A 9,070-nucleotide genomic window follows, 5' to 3' on the forward strand; every position below is an offset into this window, starting at 1 on the left:
AATTATTCATAATTTTATTGCAGTCGTATATAAAATGATATTAAGGAGGTAGATGATGAAAAAGAAATTAAAACAACTGGCATCTGTGTTAATTGCGTTGGCTCTGTTAGTCACAGTAATTCCTGCGACAGCATTGGCAGACGATTATCCTGTGAATTACATAACTTATCATGAACTTCGCGTGCCAGTAGGCTATAGTGGGGAAATGGAATTTAACTTTGCGTATAATAATGCAAATTATCAAATGCGAAATATACAATGCTCAAGTGATAATGCTGGCATCGCCAATGCTAACTATAGAATGGAGGATAATAACTACACAGCAGTTGTAACAATCTCTGGTGTGTCGGAGGGCACGACGGAAGTCGATCTTGTTTATACGGTGGGTCGAAATTTGGTAAAAGGTGAAGCTATTACTGTAACGGTATACACTCCTCCTGTAATGAAACTGGATGTTGGTGGGCAGGATGACTTTATCAGTCAGATATATTATGAAAACACTCCTTTTGACGCAGGGTATATTACCATGTCCGAAGATCCTCATGTGATTGATGGTGCCGGGAACATTTCCGTAAGTACCTATAACAATAGTGATAGGTACAACATTAATTACGGAGGAACTGCTTCTGTTGCTTATACGGTGACCGGTACTCAGGAGGGGGCTGGCAATGTCAAGTCTGAATATGGTTTTTATGCAACCGATTCTAACGGCTTTACGGAGTTGCATATGTTTGTTGATGTATTGAATGTTGAAGTGGCTCCGAACATTATTTGCCATGAACTGCGTGTACCTGTTGGTTACAATGGTGAGATTGATCTCACCTGTTTCGAGGGTGATGGATATTTAACGCCATCTAATCTGACTGCTACAAGTGCAGACACAGGAACTGCGTCTGTCACATCCGAGGTCACAACCGTTGAAGGTATTCCGGCTGCGGCAGTGACAATCGAAGGTGAAAAGGTTGGTAATACACAGGTAACTGCCGAATATGATGTAACAGATTCCAACGGTGCACGAAGACATCGTACAGAAATCATTAACGTGGAAGTTTATGACGCCCCTGTTATGGAACTTGAAATCAATGGCAGTGATGAGTTCGTAAGCCAACTTTATTATGAGAATTCTCCTATTGGTGCTGATGAGATTTATTTTGGTGAAGAACCCCATGTGCTTGGTGACGAGGGTGTCATCTCCATTGATCATTATGCTGATAACCAGGCATACAACATTACATATGAAGGTACTGGATCTGTCGGCTTTTCAGTAATTGGTAATAAGGCGGGAAAGGATACTGTGAAGTCGGAATATGCTTTTTATGAGAATGATGCTAGTGGCAATCAGACGATTCATATGTTTGTTGATGTACTGAATGTTACTGTTAAGAAGCCGGAAACATTTACGCTCGTTCATTCTTCTGATGGGACGAAAGAAGATTTGTCAATAGAGGAATATTGCTTTCCAGATTATGTGAAGGAAGGGTATCTTTACGGGGGCTTCTATAAAGATGCAGAATTGACACAGCCTTATACAGAGGAAGAACTCGATGAACCTGGCATCTTTACTCCCGAAGCTGGTACAACAATTTATCTAAAAGAAGTAAGTGAAGATTATCTTGGTATTAAGAGTGTATATACAACCACCAACAGAAATAATATGACAGGTACCGGAGAATTATATTCTGTATTCCTTTATACAGCTGTCGATAATAAAAATTACCAGGAAGTCGGATTTGTACTGGATGGAGATTTTGATCATCTGGCGGGCAGTAAGACTGTTTACAGTGGATGTAAAATTACTGAATTTGGAACTAATAAAACAGTAGCGAATTATGGTTTGAAAGATATTTTTAAAACATTGAATCAAGGATATTTGGGAGTTCATGAAATAAAAACTCTGCAGGATGGAGATACGCTTGAGGTTTGTCCATATTGGATTACGCCCGATGGTGTGATGGTACATGGATTGAAGGATCGGACTCTTACAGTTGAAACGGAAAGTGATAAGAAGAAAGTTACTGCTGTAGATAGTGAATGCACTAATAGGGGTGGCGATATTATGTCACTGGACAGAGTATTCAGTACGTTTAGTTTAGATGTGCAAGACTGCTATGTAACACAGCCAGAGAATGAAAAGGTGAAAATTACCAAAGTAGAGGGTGATTCTTTCTCTATTCAGGATGTTACCGAACCTAATATGTCTGGCAAAGTGACTTGTGAAGAGAAAGAAGGGCAGATTTTCGCGGGCTGGTATACAGATGATAAGTTCGCTGCTCCTGCTGATTTTAGTAATGTGACAGAAGATATGACTGTATATGCAAAATATATTTCCAGCGATTATTTAGCAGTAAAGATACAAGAAGTAAAATCTCGTGGCATCGTAACCCAGATAAAAACATTTACTGCCGTGGACGGTAAGAAGAATTATGCAGAAATTGGATTTATGTACAATGTTGCGGGAAATGCCTCCAATGTAATTGCTACAAAGACTACAACCAAAATCGGAGGAAAGAACGCCGCTCAGTTATTTGGTGAAAATGTCGAAAGTTCTGCACCTTTATATTATAATAATCTGAATGTTGAGGGCTTAGAAAAGGGCAGTGAAATTACGATTACCCCATACTGGATAACAAAGGATGGGACAACTGTAACCGGTCCGGCCAGATCGTTTATCTATCAGACGAAAAGTGTAACTGTTAAATAGCAAGAAGGGAGAGAAAATCATGGCTTATTATGATCCAACGTTGGTTATACCTGGCGAGCCGTTTCCAGGGATAGTGCCGAGCGGCGGTGGTGTGTCCGAGCCTTTCAGTCTGCGTGGTGGGTATACATACATCCCATTATCTGACGGACGAACGGCTGTTGTAGATGAGAATGGCATTGTTCTTGAAGTGGGTTATATCGAAGACTAGTATGGAATCGACGATTGTATGTTTGGCAGGAATTCCGCTGCAGATTGATTTTTTAGATAGTCAGGCAAAAAAATACTTTGATTCATATCTTGATCTTACGTCTAAGCCTCTTGCACGGATTGGATTATCTCAAGAAGAATTCAAGATATTCCGAACATGTTATGATAAGAAATTGCCGGATCATTATGTAGAATATTGCGAATTGGTAAGCAAGGCTTCGACTGCGTTACTTCCTTATGGACGCTGTATATTTCATTCTACAGCGTTCCTGTGGGAAGATAAAGCATATTTATTTACGGCTCCCAGTGGAACTGGGAAAACAACTCAATATTTACATTGGAAATATTTGTATAGAGATAAAGTATCTATATTAAATGGAGATAAGCCTATATTAGAGTTGACACCGACAGGAGAATTTTACATTCATTCTTCTCCGTGGAAGGGAAAAGAGGGATTCGGGAGAAATACTTCTGCACCGTTGGCTGGGATTGTTTTCTTGGAGCAGGGGTATAAGAATTCAATTCGTCTTCTTCATCCTCAGGAAATAGTATTGCCTTTTCTTTATCAGTTTCTTATAGATGCACAAACGATTGAAGAACTTCGAATGCTTCTTAGGATGGAAGAAGCAGTGCTGTTACATACCCCTATCTGGAAATTAACGAATCTTGGAGATGTTGCTTCAGCCAGATTATGCCATGATACTATTAAACAATATCAGACCAATAGGAGTAAGTTCTTATGAAATTAAACTTAGCAGCAAGAAAAGGAATTCTTTTGGAAAAGGTGTGTGGAAAGTATCTTTTGGTTGCTACTCGCATGGAACATGAATATTGTCCTTATGGAAGCCTTCTTAATGAGACAGCAGCATATTATTGGAATGTATTATGTGAAACCCAAGATGTGGAAGAGATTGTAAGTAGGGCAGCGGTTCATTTTAATGTTCCGCAGGAACTTGTACGCTTGGATTTCCTACGGTTTGTCGAGTGTATGAAAGAACAGGGATATCTTTACGAATCTGGATTAGAATGAAGTATCCTGTAATTGCGATATTTTATTGTTGACTAGAATTTTCATGGAAATTATCACGACACTGTGATTATTGTATAATTGCAGTGTTTTTTTGATGCTTGTATAATGAAAATATGAAAAAATACAGAATAATCATAGAATCAGGGGTATACAATGCAGAGGATATTAATCGTAGAAGATGACAGAGAATTGAATCAAGGTATATCTTACTCATTGAAGAAGGAAGGATATGCCATATCAGCCGCACATTCATTAAAAGAAGCAAGGGAGAGATTCTCAGAAGGACAAGCGGATCTTATCCTTCTGGATGTGAACCTTCCGGACGGCGAAGGTTTTGAATTCTGTGAATGGGTCAAAAAGAAGAATGACATCCCTGTACTATTCCTTACCGCAAGAGATCTGGAGGAGGATATGCTAAAGGGCTATGAACTGGGAGCGGATGATTATGTAACCAAGCCATTCTCCATGAACGTTCTCCAGAAGAAGATCGCGGTCATACTGAAACGCACGGAGGGCATCAATAGAAGTGTATTTGAGGATGGTTTTCTCAAGATTGATTTCGACAGGTCAAGGGTAGAAGTGCAAGGTCGGGAATGTACGGTAACTCCGACGGAATTCCGAATGCTTCGGCTATTTATTGAAAATGCCGGACAGTTGTTAACTTACTCGGTATTGCTTGAACGCCTGTGGGACAGTGGCGGGCAGTTTGTGGACAAACATACACTGGCGGTGAATATTAATCGTTTGCGAGGCAAGATTGAGGACGAAAAGCACAAATATATTTCAAATGTATATGGGATGGGGTATCAATGGTTGAGATAACATGGGGAACATTAGTGGTAATGATAATAGTGGCGCTAATCTGCGGAATCCTAATGGTAGTAGCATATGGGAAATGCTATCGGATGCAAAGGGATATTGATACATTCTCTGATCATCTGGAAAAATGTCTGGATGCCATGATTGCCGGACGAGACATCACAGAATATGAGCAGTTGGAGGATTCTCTGTGGGGCAAGATCTATGAGAAGTTGTGGAAGGTGAATCAGATCTGGAAGCGCCAGAGTCAGAATAATATAGAAGAGAAGCGGCAGATGAAAGAATTAATCTCCGATATCTCTCATCAGACGAAGACGCCCATCGCTAATATGAAGGTTTATCTGGATATTTTGGAGCATGAGAGTGCCGGAGCACTTATCGGAACTGATATTCAAAAGGATTATGAAGAAAATATTAATGAAAATGCAGGTGAAGGCTGGAATGATTTTCTTCAAAAGATGAAAGGGCAGACGGAGAAATTAGATTTTCTCATTCAAAGCATGGTGAAGATGTCCAGGCTTGAGACAGGAGTAATCGAGATTCGCCAGAGAAGTTGCAGTATCTTCGGCACATTAGGACATGCAGTGGCGGGAATCGTCCCGAAAGCGGAGCAAAAAGGAATCGGATTGTATGTGGATTGTAAGGAAGATATCACCGTATATCATGATCAGAAGTGGACGGAGGAAGCCATCTCGAATATTTTGGACAATGCGGTGAAATATACACCTGGGGGCGGTACTATATGTATATCGGCAGTGGTTCAGGAATTTTTTACAAAGATTAGCATTAAAGACTCCGGCAAAGGAATTGCAAGAGAACGGCAGGCTGAGATATTCCAGAGGTTCTACCGCGAGCCGGAGGTTCATGACCAGGAGGGAATCGGCGTGGGGTTGTATCTGGCAAGGAAGATTATTACGATGCAGAATGGATATATTGAAGTGAATTCTGAAGTTGGGAAAGGTGCGGAATTCTCAATATATCTTCCGAATGAGATTCGTTAAATTCCCAATAGGATTCACAGGAAGAGGTTGATAGGCGGAGAATCACAAGATTGTGAGAATCTTGGATTGGGACTGGTTTGTGATATTTCCTTGGTATGCTGTAAGCAGCACAGGAAAGGAGAGAAGGCTATGGAATCATGGATTGTAAAAACACAGGCACTGAAGAAATATTATAAACTTGGTGCAAATACAGTAAAGGCTTTGGATGGAGTGGATTTCTGTGTAAAAGAAGGAGAATTCGTTGCCATCGTTGGCAAATCGGGGAGTGGAAAGAGTACGCTTCTGCATATGGTTGGCGGGTTGGATGTACCGACTGGCGGTGAAGTGTATGTGGATGGAAAGCAGTTATCAAGACTAAGTAAAGAGAAACTGGCAATCTTTCGTAGGAGAAAGGTTGGCTTCATCTTCCAGAGTTATAATCTGGTGCCGGATCTGAATGTCTACGAGAATATTGTCCTTCCGATTGAATTGGATGGAGGGCATATTGATCGGGAATTTGTAGAAGACATCATGGAACTTCTGAAATTGCAGGAGAAGAGGGAGGCGCTTCCGCATACTTTGTCTGGCGGACAGCAACAGAGGGTCGCGATTGCCAGGGCGCTGGCATCAAAACCCGCCATAGTCCTTGCAGATGAGCCGACTGGGAATCTGGATACGGCAACCAGCCATGATGTGCTGGGGCTGCTTCGAATGGTGGCGAAGCAGTATCAGCAGACAATCGTGCTGATTACCCATGATATGGACATTGCGCAGATGGCAGATCGGATCGTACGAATTGAAGACGGCAGGATCGTGAATGCCCAGACGATGAAGGGAAGTGACGTATATGCTGGCGAATAATAACGGGCAGGTTATCACCCGGATGGCAAAGCGTTCCTTGATCAGTAATAAGCGCAAGAATGGGATCATGATGATTGCAATTATGCTTTCGACTTTTATGTTGTTCAGTATCTTTACAGTAGGCGTTACTTTTTTGAAAATGCAGAGGCAGCAGGACATCCGTACGAAGGGTGGGGAGTTCGATGCTTATATCTATGGAGGATATACAGAAAAGCAGAAAGAGATCTGTAGGAAGAATCCGGCGGTTGATGCCGTAGGAGTGGAAGGAATGGCAGGCTGGGCAGTGGAGACGGAGGCAGATGATACGCTGCATTCTATTTTTATCTGGGCAGATGACACCAGATGGAATGTGATGAAGAAGCCTGCGATGGGGGAAGTTCGGGGCGTTTATCCGCGAAAGGATAATGAGGTGATGGCAACGAAAGATGCTCTTGAGGACTGTGGCCTGGGTGATCTGGATGTGGGAGATACATTTCCCATTACTTATCAGGACAACAATGGAATCCATACCAAGGAACTGACCATATCCGGTATGTGGGAAGGGTATGGAGATACCGAGATATTCTATGTGTCACGCTCTTTTTTTGATCAGTCGGGATATACATTGGAAGATTCGGGGCGAGGCTTCTTATATATTCATTTTCGGTCATTTCTGGTATCGGAAAAGACCAGAAATGCATTAGAAAGCAGTTTGAATCTTGGGAAAAAACAGCATTTTATTATTACTTCTTATGCAGAACGATCCATTCAGATCCTGGCGGGGCTTGTGGGGTTGGTAGGGATTACCTGTCTGAGTGCGTACCTGCTGATCTATAATATTCTGTACCTGTCCGTAGCAGGGAATATCCGGTATTATGGGCTGCTGCAGACGGTGGGGATGACGGGGAAGCAGATCGACCAGTTGATGAAGAAGCAGATGCTTCTTGTGGGAACCATAGGGATAGGAGGGGGAATGATGCTTGGCATGGCAGTGTCATTTCTTCTGATTCCAATGGTGGTGAGGTCGCTCGGCATACGTACCGGCTCGATTTCGGTTGTGTTTCATCCGGCAATTTTCTTTTTGAGTATTCTGGTGGCTTCGATTACGATATGGCTGGGATGTAGGAAACCAGCGAAGATTGCAACTGACATCTCTCCTGTGGAGGCGCTGGGATATCGCCGGATCGCTGATAAGAAGAGTTACCGTAAGACCCGAAGGGGAGGGCTTTTGTGGCGGATGGCAAGAGAGCAGTTTGGCAGAGACAAGAAAAAGACTGCGGTGGTGGTGCTGTCCCTTGCGGCAAGCCTGTCTGTGTTCCTCTGCCTGATTACGCTGATTGAGAGCCAGGGACCGAGAACCATTGTATCAAATTATATGGATGCGGATATGGTTATCAGCAATGACACGCTGTATAAGGAAGATATGAATGACTGGGCACGACTTATGGATGCAGATTTTATGAATAGGCTGAAAGAGAATGAGGGGATTCAGGAGGTACATTTTATGCTGACCGAGCGGATTGTAGTTCCCTGGGAGCCAGAGGTGGCAGAGCCTTGGATGCGGGAAATGTACGAGGTGTGGTATGATGACGCTTCCTATGATGAAGATGTGAAGGAAGACTATATCGCGCATCCGGAGAAATACTATTCTTATATGACGGGAATCGACGAGACGGAGTTTGACTATTTGAACAGTACATTGGAGACATCGGTGGATAAAGAAGATTTCCTAGCAGGAAAATGCGGAATTCTATACAGGAATGGTCTGTCATTTGATATGGATATGCTGAAGGGAAAGAAACTGAACTGTTATCTCTACAACGAGGCGGATACATTATATGAATTCGCAATCGCCGGACTGACAGACGACATATATTATGCACACATGCTGGGGAATACGCCGACGATCATTGTCAGCAACGCATTTCTGAAACATATTGCGGATGATCCATACGTGGTTAAGGCGAATGTACAGTATGTCAAAGAATATGACGAGACTGTGGAACAAGAGATTAAAGATATGATACAGGAAAGCCCTTATGCCAAATCATTCAGGCGCGATTCAAAGATTGACGAGATGAAGAGAGTGGAGGATGCTCAGGGGAATATGATGGGGGTTGGAATCGGAATTACACTGATCCTTGCCCTGATCGGTATTATGAATTACATCAATACGGTGTCGGGCAATATTCAGAGTCGACAGATGGAACTTGCCGTGATGGAGAGCGTGGGAATGACGGAGAAACAGGTAAAGGAGATGCTGTTAAGGGAAGGAATTCTCTTTGGGGCAAGTTCTCTGGCGCTGATGGCAACGGTTGGGCTTGGCGTGACTTATGTGATCTATCAGTCCATGAATTATATGGATATAGCGTTCGAGGTTCCGGTGATTCCGGTGGGGATCATGGTCGTATTCGTGGTAGCGGTGTGCATGGGAGTGCCGCTGGCAGCGTATCGGATTCTGACGGGAGAGAAGACTGTTGTAGAGCGGATTCG

General features: G+C 42.7%; 8 protein-coding genes. All 8 read left to right on the forward strand.

Annotated elements, in window-relative coordinates; all coding sequences use genetic code 11:
• Positions 1 to 55: 55 nt before the first annotated feature.
• On the forward strand, positions 56 to 2,701 hold the full coding sequence (locus tag ACQRBN_RS11530; RefSeq protein WP_427739137.1) for an InlB B-repeat-containing protein: 2,646 nt from the start codon (positions 56 to 58) through the stop codon (positions 2,699 to 2,701).
• A gap of 19 nt (positions 2,702 to 2,720) precedes the next feature.
• Positions 2,721 to 2,909 carry a hypothetical protein gene (locus tag ACQRBN_RS11535; RefSeq protein ID WP_427739138.1) on the forward strand — a complete coding sequence of 63 codons (189 nt, stop codon included), beginning with the start codon at positions 2,721 to 2,723 and terminating at the stop codon, positions 2,907 to 2,909.
• A gap of 1 nt (position 2,910) precedes the next feature.
• Positions 2,911 to 3,651, forward strand: coding sequence for a hypothetical protein (locus ACQRBN_RS11540; RefSeq protein ID WP_427739139.1), 741 nt, complete (start codon positions 2,911 to 2,913; stop codon positions 3,649 to 3,651).
• A complete protein-coding gene (locus tag ACQRBN_RS11545; RefSeq protein WP_427739140.1) occupies positions 3,648 to 3,938 on the forward strand; it encodes a PqqD family protein in 291 nt (96 codons plus the stop codon). Before ACQRBN_RS11540 ends, ACQRBN_RS11545 begins: the two co-directional genes overlap by 4 nt.
• 153 nt (positions 3,939 to 4,091) lie before the next feature.
• Positions 4,092 to 4,760, forward strand: coding sequence for a response regulator transcription factor (locus ACQRBN_RS11550; RefSeq protein ID WP_427739141.1), 669 nt, complete (start codon positions 4,092 to 4,094; stop codon positions 4,758 to 4,760).
• Positions 4,748 to 5,758, forward strand: coding sequence for a sensor histidine kinase (locus ACQRBN_RS11555; RefSeq protein ID WP_427739142.1), 1,011 nt, complete (start codon positions 4,748 to 4,750; stop codon positions 5,756 to 5,758). The genes ACQRBN_RS11550 and ACQRBN_RS11555 overlap by 13 nt, the downstream gene beginning before the upstream one ends.
• A gap of 129 nt (positions 5,759 to 5,887) precedes the next feature.
• Complete coding sequence (locus ACQRBN_RS11560) at positions 5,888 to 6,598, forward strand: ABC transporter ATP-binding protein (RefSeq protein WP_427739143.1); 711 nt, start codon at positions 5,888 to 5,890, stop codon at positions 6,596 to 6,598.
• Positions 6,585 to 9,070, forward strand: a 2,486-nt coding sequence (locus ACQRBN_RS11565) for an FtsX-like permease family protein (protein WP_427739144.1), incomplete at its 3' end; no start/stop codon positions are given. The genes ACQRBN_RS11560 and ACQRBN_RS11565, both read left to right, overlap by 14 nt.

The organism is Bariatricus sp. SGI.154 (assembly GCF_050313795.1).
Classification (GTDB): Bacteria; Bacillota; Clostridia; order Lachnospirales; family Lachnospiraceae; genus CAMBRQ01.